At 68.1% G+C, this 17,805-nt stretch carries 13 protein-coding genes; 8 read left to right on the top strand and 5 right to left on the bottom strand.

Annotated features, from left to right (window positions below; genetic code table 11):
* Positions 1–46: 46 nt before the first annotated feature.
* Complete coding sequence (locus AB0T83_RS13505; RefSeq protein ID WP_366193672.1) at positions 47–694, bottom strand: LuxR C-terminal-related transcriptional regulator; 648 nt, start codon at positions 692–694, stop codon at positions 47–49.
* Between the two features lie 101 nt (positions 695–795).
* Here AB0T83_RS13505 and AB0T83_RS13500 point away from each other — a divergent pair, with 101 nt between their 5' ends.
* Positions 796–1,122, top strand: coding sequence for an EF-hand domain-containing protein (locus AB0T83_RS13500; RefSeq protein ID WP_366193671.1), 327 nt, complete (start codon positions 796–798; stop codon positions 1,120–1,122).
* On the opposite strand, the gene AB0T83_RS13495 is transcribed toward AB0T83_RS13500, so the two are convergent.
* Positions 1,123–1,509, bottom strand: a complete 387-nt coding sequence (locus AB0T83_RS13495) for a hypothetical protein (protein WP_366193670.1) — start codon at positions 1,507–1,509, stop codon at positions 1,123–1,125.
* A gap of 194 nt (positions 1,510–1,703) precedes the next feature.
* On the opposite strand from AB0T83_RS13495, the gene AB0T83_RS13490 reads away from it, so the two are divergent.
* Together AB0T83_RS13490 and AB0T83_RS13485 are read left to right on the top strand one after the other, a co-directional pair.
* Complete coding sequence (locus tag AB0T83_RS13490; RefSeq protein WP_366193669.1) at positions 1,704–3,677, top strand: sensor histidine kinase; 1,974 nt, start codon at positions 1,704–1,706, stop codon at positions 3,675–3,677.
* 77 nt (positions 3,678–3,754) lie between these two features.
* Positions 3,755–6,880: a calcium-binding protein gene (locus AB0T83_RS13485; RefSeq protein WP_366193668.1), complete on the top strand. Its 3,126-nt coding sequence runs from the start codon at positions 3,755–3,757 to the stop codon at positions 6,878–6,880.
* Between the two features lie 55 nt (positions 6,881–6,935).
* Here AB0T83_RS13485 and AB0T83_RS13480 read toward each other — a convergent pair whose 3' ends face one another.
* Positions 6,936–9,263 (bottom strand): Tex family protein, encoded by a 2,328-nt coding sequence (locus tag AB0T83_RS13480; protein ID WP_366193667.1) that lies wholly within the window; start codon positions 9,261–9,263, stop codon positions 6,936–6,938.
* Between the two features lie 198 nt (positions 9,264–9,461).
* On the opposite strand from AB0T83_RS13480, the gene AB0T83_RS13475 reads away from it, so the two are divergent.
* From AB0T83_RS13475 to AB0T83_RS13455, 5 genes are all read left to right on the top strand, one after another.
* On the top strand, positions 9,462–10,901 hold the full coding sequence (locus AB0T83_RS13475) for an FAD-linked oxidase C-terminal domain-containing protein (RefSeq protein WP_366193680.1): 1,440 nt from the start codon (positions 9,462–9,464) through the stop codon (positions 10,899–10,901).
* On the top strand, positions 10,894–12,081 hold the full coding sequence (gene glcE / locus AB0T83_RS13470) for a glycolate oxidase subunit GlcE (RefSeq protein WP_366193666.1): 1,188 nt from the start codon (positions 10,894–10,896) through the stop codon (positions 12,079–12,081). The genes AB0T83_RS13475 and glcE overlap by 8 nt, the downstream gene beginning before the upstream one ends.
* An 11-nt stretch (positions 12,082–12,092) precedes the next feature.
* Positions 12,093–13,376: a glycolate oxidase subunit GlcF gene (glcF, locus tag AB0T83_RS13465; protein WP_366193665.1), complete on the top strand. Its 1,284-nt coding sequence runs from the start codon at positions 12,093–12,095 to the stop codon at positions 13,374–13,376.
* 84 nt (positions 13,377–13,460) lie between these two features.
* Complete coding sequence (locus AB0T83_RS13460) at positions 13,461–14,288, top strand: sulfite exporter TauE/SafE family protein (protein ID WP_366193664.1); 828 nt, start codon at positions 13,461–13,463, stop codon at positions 14,286–14,288.
* A gap of 83 nt (positions 14,289–14,371) precedes the next feature.
* Positions 14,372–15,376 (top strand): AraC family transcriptional regulator, encoded by a 1,005-nt coding sequence (locus AB0T83_RS13455; protein ID WP_366193663.1) that lies wholly within the window; start codon positions 14,372–14,374, stop codon positions 15,374–15,376.
* Positions 15,377–15,380: 4 nt separating this feature from the next.
* Here the strand turns inward: AB0T83_RS13455 and nadC are convergent, their stop codons facing one another.
* Both nadC and AB0T83_RS13445 read right to left on the bottom strand, forming a co-directional pair.
* The gene (gene nadC / locus AB0T83_RS13450) at positions 15,381–16,235 is read right to left on the bottom strand and encodes a carboxylating nicotinate-nucleotide diphosphorylase (protein ID WP_366193661.1); all 855 of its coding nucleotides are present in this window, start codon (positions 16,233–16,235) and stop codon (positions 15,381–15,383) included.
* A complete protein-coding gene (locus tag AB0T83_RS13445) occupies positions 16,232–17,803 on the bottom strand; it encodes an L-aspartate oxidase (RefSeq protein ID WP_366193659.1) in 1,572 nt (523 codons plus the stop codon). Before AB0T83_RS13445 ends, nadC begins: the two co-directional genes overlap by 4 nt.
* Positions 17,804–17,805 lie beyond the last annotated feature (2 nt).

Below are 17,805 nucleotides of genomic sequence, written 5' to 3'. Positions count from 1 at the left end.
CGCCGCGCCCATTCGGCAGGCGGAATGAAAACCCGGCAACCGGGGATCAAAGTTCCGCGGACGGATCGATCAGCCCTTCGCGCAGGGCAAAGGCGATCAGCTGGGCCACCGAATGCACGTCCAGCTTCTGCATCAGCGAGGTCCGGTGCCGGTCCACGGTCTTGGCGCTGATGCCCAGGATCTGCGCCATTTCCTTGTTCGACTGGCCCGCGACGATCAGGTTCAGGGTCTGGCGTTCGCGGTCGGTCAGGGGCGAGGGCGCGGCGCGATCTTCCAGCAAGGCCGCCACATGGTCCGAGATCACCCGCCCGCCGCGCAGGATTTTCGGCAGGGCGGCATAGAGCGCGTCGTTCTCGGTGGCCTTGGAAAACAGCCCGTCAACGCCGCTGTCGATCAACTCGCTCAGCTTGCCCACGGCGGAAATGCCGGTCAGCACCACGATCCTGGTGTCGGGCGACCAGCGCCGGGCCTCCAGCAGCACCTCTGTGCCGCCCGCCAGGGGCATCTGCACGTCCAGCAGCATCAGGCTGGGGCGGTGCTGGCGCAGGGCGGCGATGGCTTCAAGGCCGTTGGCGGCCTCGGCCACGACCGTGATGCCGTGTTCCTCGATCAGGCCGGGGGCTTCCAGCGCGGCGCGCAACCCGCCGCGCACGATGGCGTGGTCATCGGCGATCACACAAGTGTAGGTTTTCACGACAGGCGCCCTCGCCGAAACTGCGGTAATCTGGCAAGCATGGCCGCAGCACATATGGGGTGCAATGGGTTTCGGCGACGCGGCAGGGACGGGAGCGCGACATGCAGACAACAGGATTTGGCAGAACGCTCCTTGGCGCGGCCCTGATCGCTACCGCCCCGCTGTGGGCGGCCGAGGATCTGCGCCCCACGCAGGGCGAGATCGATGCCTTCGTGCTGGCCGATGCGGATCGGGATCGGAGCCTGACCAAGCCCGAATTCAAGACCTTCGTGCAGGCGATGGCGCAGCAGGGTCAGCCCACCGCGCGCCAGATCCGGTTTTTCGGTGCCTATGGGCTGGCGTTCTCCATCGCCGACGGCGACAAGGACGGGCGCATTACCCCGGCCGAGTTGCGGCAGGCCGACGACCGGCATCGCGCCGGGCAGTGATCACGGCGCGCTGTCGCGCAACCAGTCGAACGTCAGTGTTTGCCCGGCCCGTTGGCTCAGGTCCACCGGCACCGACAGCACCGTGACCGGCTGGCGTCCGGGCTGTTTTTCGAAGTAGAACACGTGGCGGGTGGGGGCGAAGGCCACGCAGCCAACACCCGGATCGGGCAGCAGGATGCGGGCAGAGCCGTCGGCATGGTTGCGCAGCGTCTTCTGCACACCACGGGTAGAGCGGTTCTTCAGGCAGACCAGCACCGCGTCGTCCAGGGGGCCATCGGTATATTGCGCGCCGATCAGATCATGGGCGCCGCTTTGCAGGATCTCGGGCTGCGCGGCGGCCGGGGTTGTGGCGAGGGTGAAGGCGGTCATCAGGAGGCGAAGAAACATGCCGTGGGGCTCCGTTCTGTGTGCCTTCAACATCGCGCCGCCCTTTGCCGCGCGATATGAGGTCGATCCACCAATCGCCGCGCCGCGCACTTGCCAGCCGCGCGCAACCCGGCCCATGGTGACAGCGATCCTGACCGCGAGTGCCCATGTTGCCCCGACGCGCCTTTTTCCTTCTCTGGACGGCCCTTCTGGTCATGACCACAGGCCTGTGGGCCGCGCCGCCGGCCCGCGCGCTGGACATTACAGCAAGCGGAGATGCGGTCGATCTGACCCCGCATCTGACCCATGCGCCGGGGCAGGGGCTGGATCTGGCGGTGATGCTGGCACGGTTTCGCGCGGGCGGATTCAGCGCCGGGCTGGCGCTGGACAGCCTGTCGACCAACTATGCGCCCGAAGCCTGGGCCGGGGTGGAGCTGACCAATACCAGCCTTGATGACGGCCGCCCGCCCGATCCTTTCGCCATCACCTTGCACCTGCCACTGGTCAGCGAGGTCGACATCTATCTGATCCGCGACAGCGGCCTGACCGAGACGCTGCTGACCTATTCCATCTTTGCCCCCTTCGATCCGGCCCAGCACGCCGCCACGCGACTGCGCACCGTCGAATTCTACGTCGCCCCAGGAGAGCGGGTCACCCTGCTGGCCCATGTGAAATACGGGCCGTTCCAGACCCTGCGCATGGCGCTGCAATCGCCTCTTGGGGTGGCCGAGCAAACGGTGCGCGACACCGCCGGGCTGACAGCCTTCTACGCGGCCAGCCTTGCGGCGCTGGCGTTCTTTCTGGCGTTCTACGTGGCGCTGCGCGACTGGATCAGCTTGCTGTACGCGGCGCTGTTCCTGACCGGGTTGGCCTTCATCGCCTTCATGGACGGGCTGCTGTTTCGCCTGCTCTATCCCGAGCGGCCCGAAGTGCAATCGGCGGTGGGGTTCTTCCTGCTGTACGCGCTGTCGGGGGCGGGCTTTCTGCTGGCAGGTCATGGGCTGGCCAGTGCGGGCCGGAGCCGACTGGCGCGTCTGTGCCGGGGGCTTGCCGGGGTCTCGGCGGTGGGCTTTCTTCTGGCGCTGGCCTCGCCGGGCACTTACGCGGCGCTGCTGGCCGAAGGGCTTCTGGCGATCAGCCTCGTGGCCATCCCCTTCGGCACCGGCGCGTGGCGGCAAAAGCAGGGACGCACCCATGCCACGGCGCTGTGGCTGTCGCTGGCCACGGTCGCCGCACTGGTTCCGGTGGTGGTGTTGGTGGCAGCGGGCTGGGCGCGCGAGGCGGTGCCGCTGATGGGCGCCATCCGCATCGTCTATCTGACGATGCTGGTGGCCACGATCACCAATTTCGCGGCCCATGTGATCCTGATCCGGCGCGACCACGCGCGCGCCGTCGCAGCCCAGATGCAGGCGCTGGAGGCCGAGGCGCAAACAGCGCAGGAACTGCTGGAGACCGAGCGCGCCTATTCCCGCGCCCGTGATCTGGCCCGCCATCGCCAGCGCCAGTTGGCCACCGCCAGCCATGACCTGAAACAGCCCTTGGCCTCATTGCGGATGACCTTCGACAGCCTTGGCGAACGGCTGGAGCCCGACCTGCGCGCCCGGCTCGGCGAGGCCTTCGACTATATCGAGGGGCTGTCGGGCGAATACCTGCGCGATGCCGCCCCTCAGGAGGACGGCGATGTCGCGCCCCCGCCGCCCGAGGCCGAGGACCAGACCGAGCCCTATGCCCTTGGCCTGATCCTGCAGACCGTGCAGCAGATGTTTCAGCAGGACGCGATCTCGAAGGGATTGCGGCTGGATCTGGTGAACAGCAGCGCGCCGGTGCAGGTGCCGCCGCTGGTGCTGATGCGCATCGCCTCGAACCTCGTGTCCAATGCGGTGAACCACACCGACCGGGGCCGGGTTCTGATCGGCGCGCGCCGCCGGGGGGCACGGGTTGAGCTTTGGGTCTGCGACACCGGCCCCGGCATGAGTGCCGACCAGATCGCCACCTTCCGGCAGGAAGGACAGAAGGGTGCGGACTCGCAAGGCCACGGGCTGGGACTGGCAGTCTGTTTCGCCCAGGCCGAAGCGCACGGGCTGGGGCTGACACCCGTGTCCCGCCCCGGCCATGGCACGGTGTTTCGCCTGACCATCCCGGTGGTGTCCGCACCCGCCGACCCCGCGATTGGGGGATCGGCCCCATAACCCCGCAGGGGTCCGTTTCGTAGGGTCATTCCAGGCAAAGGCACATCGCCTCGCAACTGGAAACAAGGAACGGACCCATGGGACTTTTCAGCACAAGCATCCACAAGACCTACAAACTGTACGGCTGGAGCAGCAGCAAGGACGCGGGCTCGGGCAATGACACGATGTACGGCTACAGCGCCTACAAGAACAAGCTCTGGGGCGGGTCTGGCAACGACTTTGTCGCCGGCTGGGGCACATACAACGAGTTGCACGGCGGCACCGGCAACGACATCGTCAAGGCCTATGGCGCCAAGAACACCCTGTGGGGCGACAGCGGCCACGACACGATCTATGGCTATGGCGGCACCAATACCATCTACGGCGGGTCGGGCAATGACACCGTTTACGGCAAGGGCATCACCAACAAGATCTGGGGTTCCAGCGGCTATGACACGCTGAAAGGCTACGGCGCCTACAACTATCTGTCGGGCGGCGACCAGAACGACCGGCTCTATGCCTATGGCGCCAAGAATGACGCTTATGGCGGCGCGCATGACGACTCGGTCTACGGCTATGGGGCCTGGAACAAGCTGGACGGTGGCAGCGGCCATGACACCGTCAAGGGCTATGGGGCCACCAACTTCCTGTACGGCCAGTCCGGCAGCGACTACCTGCAGGGCAGCGGCGCCTGGAACAAGATGGATGGCGGGTCGTGGAACGACACGCTGAAGGGCTATGGCGCCTACAACGAGATGTATGGCGGCACCGGCGACGACACCATCGAGGCCCATGGCGCGGTGAACAACGCCTATGGCGGCGACGGCAATGACACCATCAAGGGCGTCGGCGGCGTCAACAGCCTGAAGGGCGAGGCCGGCAACGACACCATCGAGGGCATCGGCGGCGTCAACCACATCGACGGCGGCAGCGGCAACGATCACCTGATCGGCAAGGGCGGCGTCAATACTGTCTTCGGCGGCGACGGCGACGATCTGCTGGAAAGCGCCGGTGGCGTCAACGTGATGCGCGGCGGCAATGGCAACGACACGCTGAAGGCGGCCGCCGTGGTGGCCACCACCCAATTCGGCGATGCGGGCAATGACACGCTGATCGCGGTCAGCGCCAACAACGGCCAATGGGGCGGCGACGGCGACGACACCATGGCCGCCGTGGGCAATACCAACATCCAGTCGGGCGGCAACGGCAACGATCTGATGGTCGCCGGCGGCATGACCAACATCCAGTTTGGCGACGATGGGGCCGACCAGCTGTTCGCAGTGGGCAGCCTGAACCTGCAATTCGGCGGCGATGACAACGACCTGGCCGTCGCGGTCGGCGGCACCAACATCCAGCATGGCGGCGCGGGCAATGACGTTCTGCTGGCCGCGGGCGGCGCCAACATCCAGATCGGGGCCGAGGGCAACGACTGGCTGATCGGCGCGGGCTACGGCAACCTGCAATTCGGCGGTCACCTTTGGTCAACCCTGCCCACGGACATCAATCTGGGCGGCTTCGACCTGGCCGCAGCGCAGGCCAAGCTGGACGATCACCTGGGTGCGGGCGGCAGCGACGGCAGCAACGTGATGTTGGCGGCGGGCAAGGCCAACATCCAGATCGGCGGGCGCGGCAATGACGTGGCCATCGGCGGCGGCCAGGGCAATGCCCAGGCCGGTGGCGACGGCGACGACGTGCTGATCGGCTGGGGTACCGGCAACGCCCAGTCAGGCGGCGCGGGCAGCGATCTGATGATCGGTCTGGGCCGGGTCAACGTCCAGTCGGGCGGCGACGACACCGACGTGATGGTAGCGGTCGAGCGTGGCGACAGCGCCGGCCTGATGGTGCAGTTCGGCAATGACGGCGGCGATCTGATGGTGTCCAAGGCTGGCGACGGCGAGGCCGATCTGTGGCAGACCATTCAGGATGCCATCGACGCGGCCATGGACGACGACGATGACACCACCACCTCCACGTCCACCACGACCGACGACGATGATGACGACACCGAAGCCGCGCAGAAGAAGCAGGACGCCAAGGACAGCCTGCTCGACAGCGCCCCCTCGCTGAACCTGCAATTCGGTGGCGACGGCGACGATCTGTTCCACGTGGCAGGCGACATCGGCTTCCAGATGGGCGAGGCCGGCGACGACATCTTCCTGGGCGGCGGCACCTACAACCTGTCCTTCGGCGGCGATGGCAGCGACCTGATGCTGTCCACCGGCGACGAGATCAACGTGATGGCCGGGGATGCGGGCGCGGACTGGGTGATCGACACCGGGGTGTTTGCCGATCTCTTCTGGTCGGCGGTGGTGCCGTCGCTGCCCTCGGGCGTGATGCCGGATCTGGGCGGCGGGATGTTCAACCCGCTGGCCGGGGTCGAGGCCGCGGTGCAGGGCATGGGCGACGCGCTGGCCAATGCCAACCCGCTGAGCGGCGTGATCGACACGGTGGCGGATGCGGCCAACTCGGCCCTGTCCTTCATCGACTACGCCAAGGCGCAGTTCCTGGGCGGAGCGGGCGACGACATTCTGGCCACCAGCGGTGCCGACGCGGATCTGGTCGGCGGACAGGGCAATGACACCTACCTGTTCACCTTTGCCGAGAATGCCGAACTGGATATCGACGAGGCCGGTCTTGATGCCGTCCGCGACATCGCCCAGATGCTGGATCTGACCGAGGGCAAGATCGACGCCATCACCGGCGGCGGCGGCGGCACCGACACGCTGGAGCTGCGCAACGCCGGGGCATCGGATGCCAGCGACCTGCGGTTCTTCGTCGAAGGCGGCAGCGATCTGGTGATCGAAGGCGCCGAGGGCGCGGTGCGGATCAAGAACATGGACGACGACACCACCCGTGTCGAAACCCTGGTGATCTCGACCGGCGACACCACCCAAAGCTTCGACATCGGCGCGGCTTTTGAGGACGGGATGTTCACCGCCACCGGCGCCGACCGTCTGGCCCGCGACACGGCCGGGGCCGACACCTTCGACTTCGCCTTCTCGGCCGGGCAGGTGGATCTGGGCGCCTATGCCGGAGACGCAGGCGGCACCAGCGCCATCGACACCGCCTTCGCGGCGGCCTTCGGCGGCTGGATCGACACCGTGGCCAATGCCGCCGCCCCGATCCCGGTGGTGGGCGCGCTGGCCGATGATGCGGCGACGGCGGCCCATGCGGTGCTGGCCTTCGACATGCCCGCCACACCGGACATGCTCGACTTCGCCTGATCCTTGTGGACCCAGGACAGGCAACGGCCCGCCACACCGGCGGGCCGTTGACGTTTCAGCGTTTTTTCATGGCGTCCAGAAGGGCCGCACCAAGGGCACTGTTGCCGCTGTCCTGGCCCTTGGGTTTCGCGCTGCCGCCACGAGGGGGCTTGCCGCCGCCCTTGCGCGGATCGTTCTTGTGCGGACCGCGCGCATTGCGGTCTTCCTTCGCCGAGGCCCCGCCATCCTTGCGCATGGACAAGCCGATGCGCTTGCGCGGCACATCGACCTCGACAACCCTCACGCGCACCACATCGCCGGCCTTGACCACCTCGTGCGGGTCTTTGACAAAACGGTCGGCCAACTGGCTGACATGCACCAGCCCGTCCTGATGCACACCGATATCCACGAAGGCCCCGAAGGCCGCGACATTGGTGACGGTGCCCTCAAGGCTCATGCCCGGTTTCAGGTCGGTGATCTCTTCGACCCCGTCGGCGAAACTGGCGGTGACGAAACCCGGGCGGGGGTCGCGGCCCGGCTTTTCCAGCTCCGCCATGATGTCGCGCACAGTGGGCAGGCCGAAGCGGTCGTCCACGAACGTCTCGGCCCGCACCTGCGCCAAGGCCTTGCTGTCGCCCATCACGCTGCGCAGGTCGCGCCCGCAGGCCGAGACGATCTTGCGCGCCACGTCATAGGCTTCGGGGTGCACCGCCGAGGCATCCAGCGGCTCGGCCCCGTCGCGAATACGCAGGAAGCCCGCGCATTGCTCGAACGCCTTGGGGCCCAGCCCCGACACCTTCTTGAGCATCTTGCGCGAGGCAAAGGCCCCATTGGCATCGCGGAAGTCCACCACCGATTGCGCCAGCGACGGCCCCAGCCCGGAGACATGCGCCAGCAGCGGCGCAGACGCCGTGTTCAGATCCACGCCAACCGCGTTCACCGCGTCCTCGACCACGGCTTTCAGCGATTTCGACAGCCGGTGCTGGTCCACGTCATGCTGGTACTGGCCGACGCCGATGGATTGCGGTTCGATCTTCACCAGTTCGGCCAGCGGGTCCTGCAGGCGGCGGGCGATGGAGACCGCGCCGCGCAGGGAAACGTCGAGATCGGGGAATTCCTTGGCCGCCAGTTCCGACGCGGAATAGACCGAGGCCCCGGCCTCGGACACCACCACCTTGGTGGGCTTGGGGCCGCTTGCCGGCAGGTTCTTCAAGGCGTCGGCCACCAGCCGCTCGGTCTCGCGGCTGGCGGTGCCGTTGCCGATGGCGATCAGGTCCACCCCGTGTCGGGTCACCAGCCGCTGGATCGCCGCTTCGGCGCCGCGCAGATCGTTCTTCGGCTGGAAGGGATAGAGCGTCTCGGTGGCCAGCAGCTTGCCGGTCGCATCCACCACCGCGGCCTTCACCCCGGTGCGGATGCCGGGATCCAGACCCAGCGTTGTCCGCGCCCCGGCCGGGGCGGCCAGCAGCAGATCCTTCAGGTTGCGCGCAAAGACGGTGATCGCTTCTTCATGGGCGCGTGCGCGCAGATCGCCCATCAGGTCTAGCATCATGGTCAGCGACAGCTTGGTGCGCCATGTCCAGCCTGCCACGTCGCGCAGCCAGCGGTCGCCGGGGCTTTCGCCGCGCGCCTCCAGCGGGGCGGCCACGATGGCTTCGGCCTGCGCCGCGCCGGTCTCGGGATCCGGGGCGATGTCCACGGTGACGACGCCTTCCTTGGCCGCGCGCAGCATCGCCAGCGCCCGGTGCGAGGGCACCTTGGCCCAGCTTTCGCGGTGGTCGAAATAATCCGAGAACTTGGCCCCCTGCGCCTCCTGACCCGCGATCACCCGCGCGCTGATCAGCGCCTCGCGGTGCAGGAAATCGCGCAGGCGGCCCAGCAGATCGGCGTTCTCGCACAGCTCTTCGGCCTGAATGTCGCGCGCGCCCTTCAGAGCATCCTTGGCGGTCTCGAACCCTTCGCACAGATGCGCTTCGGCCAGTTTCGCCGGATCGGCGTTGCGGTTGGCGCGGATCGCGTCCAGCAGCGCCGCAAGGCCGGCCTCGCGCGCGATCATCGCCCGCGTCCGGCGCTTTTTCTTGAAAGGAAGATAGATGTCTTCCAGCGCGGCCTTGGTGTCGGCCTTCGCAATGGCGCGCGACAGGTCGTCAGTCAGCTTGCCCTGTTCGTCGATGCTTTTGACGATGGCGACGCGGCGGGCTTCAAGCTCGCGCAGGTACACAAGCCGGTCGGCCAGCAGGCGCAACTGGGTGTCGTCCAGCCCCCCGGTAACCTCCTTGCGGTAGCGCGCCACAAAGGGGACCGTCGCGCCCCCGTCCAGCAATTGCACCGCAGCCGTGACTTGCTGGGGGCGGGCGTTGATGTCCTGGGCGATGGTCTGGGCGATGCGCTGATCGGTGTCCAAGGAAGCTCTCCACTGTGGTCGGAAGACCGGTGTAACGATCCGTTCGGCGCGCGCCAAGGACTTCGGACACGGCGGCGGCGATTGTTGATCAGCCAAGACATTGTCTTGCAGTTGCCCCCCGGTTTGCTGTCTGATGCGGGCGACGGGCGATCGCGGATCGTCACAAGGTTACAGCGGCAGGGAGGCCACATGTCCAGCATCCAGATGGCACCACCGGATCCCGGCGTGATGTCCCGCCGCGATCAGATCGTGGCCGAACTGGCCAAGGTGTTGCCGGCCGATGCGGTGATCTCGGACACCTTCGAAACGCTGGCCTATGAATGCGACGGGTTGTCGGCCTATCGCTGCCCGCCGCTGGCGGTGGTGCTGCCCCATGACACCGCGCAGGTGGCAGCCGTCATGGCCACCTGTCACCGTCTGGGCGTGCCGGTGGTGCCGCGCGGCTCGGGCACCTCGCTGTCGGGCGGCGCGCTGCCCACCGCCGATAGCGTCATCCTGGGCACCGCACGGCTGAACGGAGTGCTGGAGACCGACTACGACAACCGCTTCATCCGGGTGCAGACCGGCATCACCAATCTGGCGGTGACCGGGGCCGTTGAAGGCGACGGGTTTTTCTATGCGCCGGACCCCTCGTCGCAACTGGCCTGTGCCATTGCCGGCAACATCGCGATGAACTCGGGCGGGGCGCATTGCCTGAAATACGGGGTGACCACGAACAACCTGCTGGGGGTGACCCTCGTGCTGGCCGATGGCGAGGTGGTCGAGATCGGCGGCCCGGCCCCGGATGCACCGGGACTGGATCTGCTGGGGGTGATCTGCGGCTCGGAAGGCCAGCTTGGGGTGGTGACCGAGGCCACGCTGCGCATACTGCCCAAGCCCGAAGGTGCGCGCCCGGTGATGATCGGCTTCGACAGCGCCGAGGTCGCCGGGCACTGCGTGGCCGATATCATCCGCTCGGGCGTGCTGCCGGTGGCCATCGAATACATGGACCGCCCCTGTATCGAGGTGGTCGAGAATTTCGCGCATGCCGGCTATCCGCTGTGCGAGGCGCTGCTGATCGTCGAGGTCGAAGGCTCCGACGCCGAGATTGCCGATCAGCTGGACCGGATCACCGCCATCGCCGAGCGCCTGAACCCGGTCGAGATGCGCGTCAGCGAAAGTGCGGGCGAAAGCGCGCTGATCTGGAAGGGCCGCAAGTCGGCCTTCGGGGCGATGGGGCAGATCAACGACTACATGTGCCTGGACGGCACGGTGCCGGTTTCCGCCCTGCCGGCCACGCTGAAACGCATTGCCGAGCTGAGCGCCGAGCATGGTCTGAAGGTCGCCAACGTGTTTCACGCCGGCGACGGCAACATGCATCCGCTGATCCTGTTCGACGCCAACACGCCGGGCGATCTGGAGCGTGCCGAGGCCTTCGGCTTCGACATCCTGCGCGCCTGCGTGGATGCGGGCGGCTGCCTGACGGGCGAGCATGGCGTGGGCATCGAAAAGCGCGATCTGATGACCTATCAGTTCAGTGCCGAGGATCTGGAGGCGCAGATGCAGGTCAAGGATGTGTTCGACCCGGCCTGGAAGCTGAACCCCACCAAGGTGTTCCCGCTGGACCTGAGCGCCGCGCGGCGGGCCGCCCATGACTGACCTTGCTACAACGGATGCCCCCATGACGGTCTTTGCCGCCCCTGACGACGAAGCAGCGGTTCAGGCCGCGGTGGCCGAGGCCCATGCGACCAGGCAACCGCTGCGCCTGCGCGCGGGCGGCAGCAAGCAGGCGCTTGGCCAGCCGGTGCCGCAGGCCGCCGTACTGGATGTGTCGGGTGTGACCGGAATCACCCGCTATGAACCCGGCGCGCTGGTGATTGAGGCGAAAGCGGCGACGCCGCTGGCCGAGATCGAGGCGGCGCTGGCCGAGCATGGCCAGATGCTGGCTTTCGAGCCGCCGGATTTCCGCGCGCTTCTGGGCAGCAGCGGCGCGCCGACCATCGGCGGCGCCGTGGCGGGCAACCAGTCCGGCCCGCGCCGGGTGCAGGGCGGCGCCTGCCGCGACTACCTGCTGGGCGTGCGCTTCGTGGACGGGCAGGGACAGTTGGTGCGCAACGGCGGCCGGGTGATGAAGAACGTCACCGGGCTGGACCTGTCCAAGCTGCAATGCGGCGCCTATGGCACACTGGGGGTGCTGACCGAAGTCGCGCTGAAGGTGCTGCCGCGTCCCGAGGCCAGCGCGACCCTGCGCTTCGAAGGCATCACGCTGGAGCGCGGCGTCAAGCTGTTCGCACAGGCGCTGACCACCCCGTTCGAGGTCTCGGGCGCGGCCTGGGCCGAGGGCACCGCCTGGCTGCGTATCGAGGGTCTGACGGCACAGGTCGCCTATCGCCGCGACAAGCTGTCGGCGCTTCTGGCCGACGATGGGCCGACGCCGATGGACGCGGATGATCCTGCCGCGCCGTGGTCTTCCATCCGCGATTGCACCGGTTTCGCCGATCACGACGGCCCGGTCTGGCGCCTGTCGCTGAAGGCCAGCCTTACCCCCGGCATTCTGTCCGCGCTGTCAGACCGTCTGGGCGCGCGCGGCATGGTCGATCAGGGCGGTGCCGTGCTGTGGCTGGCGCTGCCCGACGCGGACCCGGCACAGGCCGACGCGATCCGCGCGGCCATTCCGAACGGGCAGGGCCACGCCATGCTGTTCCGCGGCCCCGCGCCCTTGCGCACCGCCGTCCCGGTCTTCCAACCGCAGGCACCCCGGCTGGAGCGGATCGCCGCCGATCTGTGCGCGCGGTTCGACCCCGCCGGCATTCTGAACCCCGGCCTCATGCGGGCCTGAGCAGGACACACATGCAAACCAGTTTCGCCGAAGACCAGCTGCGCGATGCGGGCACGGCCCGCGCCAACAAGATCCTGCGCGCCTGCGTGCATTGCGGCTTCTGCACCGCCACCTGTCCGACCTATCAGGTGCTGGGGGATGAGTTGGACAGCCCGCGCGGCCGCATCTACCTGATGAAGGAAATGCTGGAGACCGGCCGCACCCCCGATGCCAAGACGGTCAAGCACATCGACCGCTGCCTGAGCTGCCTCAGCTGCATGTCGACCTGTCCGTCGGGCGTGCACTACATGCATCTGGTCGACCACGCCCGCGCCTATATCGAGGAACATTATCAGCGCCCTTGGCACGACCGCGCCCTGCGTTGGATGTTGGCCCGCATCCTGCCCCATCCGGGGCGGTTCCGGCTGGCCCTGCTGGGGGCGAAGATCGCACGGCCCTTCAAGGGGCTGATGCCCGACGCGCGCCTGAAAGCCATGCTCGAGATGGCCCCGCGCCAGATCCCGCCGGTCAGCCGCAACGACGATCCGCAGGTGTTTCCCGCCACCGGCCCGCGCCGCATGCGGGTGGCGCTGATGACAGGCTGCGCCCAGAAGGCGCTGAACACCGAGATCAACGACGCCACCATCCGCCTGCTGACCCGCCACGGTTGCGAGGTTGTGGTGGCATCCGGTGCGGGCTGCTGCGGGGCGCTGACCCACCACATGGGCAAGCAAAGCGAAAGCCACGCCTCGGCCGCCGCCAATATCCGCGCCTGGACCGCCGAGATCGCGGGCGCCGGACTGGATGCCATCCTCATCAACACATCGGGCTGCGGCACCACGGTGAAGGACTATGGCGCCATGTTCGAAGGCGATCCGCTGGAAGCCGAGGCCGCCCGCGTGGCCGGGCTGGCCCGCGATGTCTCCGAGGTGATGGAAATTCTGGGCCTGACCGATCCCCAGCACGCCGCCCCCCTGCGCGTGGCCTATCACGCCGCCTGTTCCCTGCAGCATGGCCAGCAGATCAAGGACGCGCCGAAATCTCTGCTGAAGGCCGCCGGATTCACGGTGGCAGAACCGCGCGACGCCCATCTGTGCTGCGGTTCGGCGGGCACCTACAACCTGTTGCAGCCCGAGATCTCGGGCCAGTTGAAGGCGCGCAAGCTGGACACGCTGGCGGCCACCGCACCGCAGGTGATCGCGGCGGGCAACATCGGCTGCATGATGCAGATCGGCTCGGGCGCCCAGGTACCGGTTGTGCACACGGTGCAGCTTCTGGACTGGGCCACGGGTGGTCCGAAACCGGCAGAGCTGTAGCCGCAGCCCCGCTTCCCGCTTTTCCTTGCCGCGCACCTGTGCTTGGAAGGCACATCGCGCGCGCCGTTTTTCAGGAGATCCCGCATGCCCTTCGACCCGATGCTGATCGTCTATGCCGGCCTGCTGATCCTGACCGGCGCCGTGGCCGGGGTGATGGCCGGGCTGCTGGGCGTGGGCGGCGGCATCGTCATCGTGCCGGTGCTGTTCCTGCTGTCGGGCGCGCTGAACATCCCGCCCGACATCGCCATGCATGTGGCCGTGGGCACCTCGCTGGCGACGATCATCCCGACCTCGATCGCCTCAGCCCGGTCGCACAATCGCAAGGGTGCCATCGACTGGGATCTGCTGCGCGGCTGGGCGCCCTTCGTCTTTGTCGGCGCGGGCATCGGCGGGCTGCTGGCCAAGGTGTTTTCCAGCCTCGTGCTGACCGGGATCTTTGGCTGCGTGGCGCTGATCGTGGCCCTTAACATGATCAAGCCCAAACAGATCATCGTGGCGCAACAGCCGCCGACCTCGGTTGCCGGGCGCGGGGTACTGGCCACGCTCATCGGTGGGTTCTCGGCGCTGATGGGCATCGGTGGTGGCACCCTCTCGGTGCCGATCCTGACGCTGTTCTCCTTCCCGGTGCATCGGGCTGTGGGCACGGCCTCGGCCTTCGGGCTGGTGATCGCGGTCCCGGCGGTGCTGGGCTTCATCTGGGCCGGCTGGGGGGTCGAGGGACGGCCACCATGGTCGCTGGGCTATGTCAGCCTGCCCGCGGCGCTGCTAATCTTCTCCACCAGCATATTCGCCGCCCCACAGGGCGCGCGACTGGCCCATTGGCTGAGCCCGGCGAAACTGCGCTTTGCCTTTGCCATCTTCCTGGGCCTGACGGCCCTGCGGATGCTCGGCGCCGTCTTCAGCGGCGGCTGACCCCCCCTCCGGGCGCGCCGATCTGCCGTCTGGACCGGTGGCCCCGCGCTGTCCCACATTGGTGGACGGAAAGGGAGAGACCCATGGCACGGAGCGACCGCCATCACTTCGCGCAGACATCGCGCGATATCTGTTCCATCCTCAGGATCGACCCCGCCCGCGTGATGCGGCGCGCCGGGGTGTCACCGGATCTGCTGGTCGATGACGGCAAGGGCCTGACCGCCGCCGAAGTTTTTGCCGTCTGGAACGCCGCGCTGGAGGAAGCCCGCACACCCGAGGCCTGTTTCAACCTGGCCATCGCCTATGCGCACGGGCTGTTCTCGCCGCCGACCTTCGCGTTCTCGCGCTCGCCCACGGTGGCGGTTGGGCTGCAACGGCTGTCGCTGCTGAAACCCGGCATCGGGCCCTGCATGCTGACCCCGGAAGCGACATCGCACGGCCTGCGACTGCATCTGGCCCCTGCCGATCCGGCCTGCGCCCTGCCACAGTCGATCATGGCATTCGACCTGATCTGCCTGCTGGAAATGATCCGCCGGCACACCGGGGAAGAGGTCGTGCTGCAACGCGCAGGACTGCCCTCTTATGACGGCAACCGCCAGCGGCTTGAGGATTTCCTGCGCTGCCCGCTGGAGACCGCGCCGGGGCTGCTGTTCGAACTGTCCGACCGCGATGCCGCGCGGCCGCTGGTGGCCGACACGCCCGAGATCTGGGCGACGTTTCCGCCAATGCTGCAACGCCGCCACCCTGACGCCGCAGATGCCCTGCCGATCGCGGCGCGGGTCAGATCGGCGCTGCTGGAGCTTCTGCCCGGCGGCCAGTCCAATGCAGAGGCCGTCAGCGCCCGGCTCAACCTGTCCAAGCGCAGCCTGCAACGCCATCTGGCGCGCGACGGCCACAGCTTTCAGGGCATTCTGGACGCCACCCGCACCGATCTGGCCCTGCATTACCTGCAGGATCGCGGGCTGCCGGTCGAGGACATCGCCTGCCTGCTGGCCTTCAGCGATGCCAATGCCTTCTACCGCGCCTTTCGCGGCTGGACCGGCATGACCCCGGCGCAAGCCCGGCGGCCCGTGGCACAGACGGCCTGAGCGCTCAGAAATCCAACCCGATATCGACGTTGGTGACCGAATGGGTCAGCGCCCCGACCGAGATGAAATCCACCCCCGTCGCCGCCACTTCGGCGATGCGGTCCAGCCGCATGTTGCCCGAGGCTTCGGTGAGGATCCGGCCCTCCGCGCGGCGCACGGCTTCGGTCAGGGTGGGTGTGTCCATATTGTCCAGAAGCACGACGTCGGCACCGCCATGGGCCAGCACCTGATCCAGTTGCGCCAGCGTGTCCACCTCGATCTCGACGCGCATCATGTGCGAGGCATGGGCACGCGCGGCCTCCAGCACGGCCTCAATACCCCCGGCTGCGGCGATGTGGTTGTCCTTGATCAGGATCGCGTCCGACAGCCCGTAGCGATGGCTCGACCCGCCGCCATGCAGCACCGCCAGTTTTTCCACCGCGCGCAGGCCCGGCGTGGTCTTGCGGGTGCAGGTGATGCGCGCCCTGGTGCCCCTGGTCTCGGCCACGAAAGCCGCCGTCTGCGTGGCAATGCCCATCAGGCGGCCCATGAAATTCAGCCCCACCCGTTCCGCCGACAGGATCGAGGCGGCGTCTCCGGAGACCTCCAGCAGCACATCGCCGGGGGCACAGCCGGCACCGTCGGTCACGCGCGCGGTGACTGTCAGTTGCGGATCGATCAGCCGGAAGGCAATGCGCGCCAGCGCCAACCCCGACACCACGCCCGCCTGCCGCGCCACGATGCGCGCGTCATAGCGGGTGCCCGGCGGGATCACTGCGCGGGTGGTGACATCGCCGAACGCGCCGAGGTCTTCCTCAAGCGCGGACCGCACCAGCGGTTCCAGAACCAGATCGGGCAGGGTGGCGAAAGCAAGGCTCATGCCGTGTCCTTTGCAAGGGCGCGGGTCAGGGTCCGCGCATCGTTCAGGGTCAGAAAGCTGCGCTGTGCCTGCGCCGGGTCGGGATCGGGGAAATCCGTGCGCGCATGGCTGCCCCGGGTTTCGGTGCGCTGGAAGGCTGCAGCGGCAATCAGACTGGCTGTGGCGGTCATGTTGACCACATCGGGCACCTCGGACTGCGCGGCCTCCAGGTCCGCGATCCGGGTCAGCGCCTGTTGCAAGCCATCGGCCGTGCGCAACACGCCGACATGGTTGGACATGGTCTCACGCAGATCGGTGATCGCTTGCGGATCGGGGGCGGGGGCCGGGCCGGTATCGGGCAGGGCAACCTCGGGGGCATCGGCGACCGGCGCCAGTTCCACGCCCAGATCACCGGCGATGGTGGCGGCAAAGACCAGCGCTTCCAGCAACCCGTTCGAAGCCAGCCGGTTGGCACCGTGCAAGCCAGTGGCCGCAGCCTCTCCGCAAATCCAAAGGCCGTCAAGGCTGGCGCGGCCGCGCGCGTCGGTGGCAACACCGCCCATGTGATAATGCGCCGCCGGGGTGACCGGGATCGGCTGGGTCAGCGGATCGATCCCGGCGCGGGCGCAAGCAGCGGCAACGGCCGGGAAACGCTCGGGCAGGGCCGCGCCGATGGCGGCGCGGGTGTCCAAGGCCGGACGGTTGCCCGCCTGCACCTCGGCAAAGACCGCGCGGGCGACCACATCGCGCGGGGCCAGCTCGGCCTCGGGATGGGCGTCGATCATGAAGCGCGCGCCATGCCGGTTGACTAGAACCGCGCCTTCGCCGCGCAGCGCCTCGGTCGCCAGCGGTACCGGGTCCTCGCCGCAGTCGATGGCGGTGGGGTGGAATTGCACGAACTCCATGTCTGCCATCTGCGCCCCGGCACGCGCCGCCAGCCCCATGACCTGCCCCCGGATTGGCGCGGGGTTGGTGGTGCGCGCATAAAGCCCGCCCGAACCGCCACCGGCCAGCAGCACCGCTGGCCCCTCCAGCGCGACGGGGATGCTGCGCGACGGGCTGACCCGCATGACCTCGACCCCGGTCACGCGGGGGCCTTCGGTCACCAGCCCGGTGGCCAGAACTCCGGTCAACACCTGGATCGACGGGGTGGCGCGGACGCGGGCGATCAGCGCTTCCATGATCGCCTTGCCAGCCTGATCGCCCTGCACCCGCACGACACGGGCCAGCGAATGCGCGGCCTCGCGGCTGAGCACATAGCCGCCCTGGCTGTCGCGGTCGAAGGGCGTGCCCAGATCGGTCAGTGCGCGGATATGGTTACGGGCGGCCTCGGTCACCTGCGCGGCGATCGCCGGATCAACGGTGCCGGCCCCGGCGCGAATGGTGTCATCGGCATGCAGCGACGGGCTGTCGGCCACCGCCATGGCCGCCGCCACACCGCCCTGCGCCCAGGCCGAACTGGCGCCGAAGCCCAGCGGCGTCGGCGTCAGCAGGACCACCGGGCGCGGGGCCAGACACAGGGCGGCGTAAAGCGCCCCCAGTCCGGCTCCGACGATGATGATCCGGTCGCTGGAGACCCGGTGGCCCATGC

This window comes from Meridianimarinicoccus marinus (assembly GCF_040689105.1).
In the GTDB taxonomy this organism is placed as follows: Bacteria; Pseudomonadota; Alphaproteobacteria; order Rhodobacterales; family Rhodobacteraceae; genus Meridianimarinicoccus; species Meridianimarinicoccus marinus.
The sequence above is the reverse complement of the archived record's forward strand: the minus strand, read 5'-3'. Positions and strand labels throughout refer to the sequence as shown.

What these genes read in the sequence shown, in the direction of transcription:
- AB0T83_RS13500 (WP_366193671.1), top strand. Translation starts at nt 796, where the DNA reads ATGCAGACAACAGGATTTGGCAGAACGCTCCTTGGCGCGGCCCTGATC.
- AB0T83_RS13495 (WP_366193670.1), bottom strand. Translation starts at nt 1,509, where the DNA reads ATGTTTCTTCGCCTCCTGATGACCGCCTTCACCCTCGCCACAACCCCG.
- AB0T83_RS13490 (WP_366193669.1), top strand. Translation starts at nt 1,704, where the DNA reads ATGACCACAGGCCTGTGGGCCGCGCCGCCGGCCCGCGCGCTGGACATT.
- AB0T83_RS13485 (WP_366193668.1), top strand. Translation starts at nt 3,755, where the DNA reads ATGGGACTTTTCAGCACAAGCATCCACAAGACCTACAAACTGTACGGC.
- glcE (WP_366193666.1), top strand. Translation starts at nt 10,894, where the DNA reads ATGACTGACCTTGCTACAACGGATGCCCCCATGACGGTCTTTGCCGCC.
- glcF (WP_366193665.1), top strand. Translation starts at nt 12,093, where the DNA reads ATGCAAACCAGTTTCGCCGAAGACCAGCTGCGCGATGCGGGCACGGCC.
- AB0T83_RS13460 (WP_366193664.1), top strand. Translation starts at nt 13,461, where the DNA reads ATGCCCTTCGACCCGATGCTGATCGTCTATGCCGGCCTGCTGATCCTG.
- AB0T83_RS13455 (WP_366193663.1), top strand. Translation starts at nt 14,372, where the DNA reads ATGGCACGGAGCGACCGCCATCACTTCGCGCAGACATCGCGCGATATC.
- nadC (WP_366193661.1), bottom strand. Translation starts at nt 16,235, where the DNA reads ATGAGCCTTGCTTTCGCCACCCTGCCCGATCTGGTTCTGGAACCGCTG.
- AB0T83_RS13445 (WP_366193659.1), bottom strand. Translation starts at nt 17,803, where the DNA reads ATGGGCCACCGGGTCTCCAGCGACCGGATCATCATCGTCGGAGCCGGA.